The sequence below is a fragment of the Psychrobacter cibarius genome, assembly GCF_016107535.1.
GTDB classification, from domain to species: domain Bacteria; phylum Pseudomonadota; class Gammaproteobacteria; order Pseudomonadales; family Moraxellaceae; genus Psychrobacter; species Psychrobacter cibarius.
Genome location: NZ_JABASQ010000056.1, coordinates 1 through 1,491, shown reverse-complemented (window position 1 = coordinate 1,491; position 1,491 = coordinate 1). Strand labels below are relative to the sequence as shown.

At 35.9% G+C, this 1,491-nt stretch carries 1 protein-coding gene; it reads right to left on the bottom strand.

The features are described 5' to 3' along the window. Positions 1-17: 17 nt before the first annotated feature. Entirely contained in the window at positions 18-1,184 is a 1,167-nt protein-coding gene (locus tag JFC08_RS13560; RefSeq protein ID WP_198331103.1) for an SEL1-like repeat protein, read from the bottom strand. Between the last annotated feature and the right edge of the window lie 307 nt (positions 1,185-1,491).

Genomic DNA, 1,491 nt, shown 5'->3' with positions numbered 1-1,491 from the left:
GGGTATACGCCTAGAAACTAATTTTTCTGTTTAAATAGCTTCTTAAGATAATCACAGCTTGCTTGGTAATCGTTTTTACAAGACAAATTTAACCACTCTTTTGCCATAGAATCGTTCTTATCAACGCCTAAACCTTTATGATACATCATTCCCAGATAGTATTGAGCAAGCTCACTACCTTTGCTCCATGTCTCATCAACCGTATTGAAATATTGGTTCCTAGCGGCTTTTTCATACCACTTGAAGGCTAAGCTGTAGTCTTGAGGCACACCAATTCCATTGTAGTACATTTGAGCTAATTGATATTGAGCAGGCTTACTTCCGTGTTTAAGCTCTCCATAGTTATAATAGTAGTATGAAGTAGCTGCTGCTTTTTCAAACCATTTAACAGCTTCATCAAAGTTCTGAGGAACATCTACACCATCATAATACATTTGTCCTAACTGGTACTTAGCAGAAAGTGTACTAATATACCTATAATCATCTCGATTTATAACTTTTTCAAACCACTCTTTAGCTTTGTCTTTATTTTGAGGGACACCTAAACCTCGACTATACATCAGTCCAATGTTGTAAGCCGCATTAGTATCTCCTTGATCAGCGAATTTCTGAAAAATATTTAAGGCTTTGCCATAATCTTGAGGAATGCCTAAGCCTGAGTAATACATAAGTCCTAAAATGTATTCAGCATCTGTAGACCCGTTATTAGCCGCCTTTTGGTAATAATTAAATGCCTGATTATAGCTTTGAGGAATGCCTGCCCCATGATAGTACATATCTCCAAGTCGATATTGAGCGTGAACATCGTTATTGTCGGCTAACATTTTATACAATTTAAAAGCTTTGGCATAATTCCGAGGTTCTCCGTATTTACCTATATAATAAATATTGGCAAGATTATTTTGAGCAGAGGGATGTCCGTTATCAGCAGCTAATTGATACCATTTGATCTTATTTACACGATCATAAGCTTCTAGACCAAGCATAAATTGGGCTGGCGCATATCCTCGAACAGCAAACCATTCATAAGATTTCTTGCTATCATTAGGCGCTTTTGAATTCTCTAAATATAGTTTTGCAAGCTCTTGCTGAGTGTGATTGTCTCCTATTTCTTCTGCTGTAGCTGTTATGGATAGCCCAAAAGATATAGCTAAAATGATTATAGTTTTTTTTAAACTTCGCATATTGAATTGTTCCAAGATAGACATTGGTACGGTTTATTTGCTCATTCTAAGGGCAACATATATGTGAACGCAGAGAATCTTTAGTTCACATTCATATTTGAAAAGCCCATCGAATGTACGCTAGGAAGTACACTGCAATTATTTAGATAACTCGAACTGTTGCTACCACTAGCCTACAACCCAATATTCAAGTCTTCACTAGGGAACCGCATAGACCAAAACACCTTATAGAATCGCATTGATTAAACCAATAAAAGACTATCGAATGAAAAATAAATCGCAAAAAATCATATTAAAACAAAAAACA

Coding starts and splice junctions, on each gene's coding strand:
- JFC08_RS13560 (WP_198331103.1), bottom strand. CDS start 1,184: ATGCGAAGTTTAAAAAAAACTATAATCATTTTAGCTATATCTTTTGGG.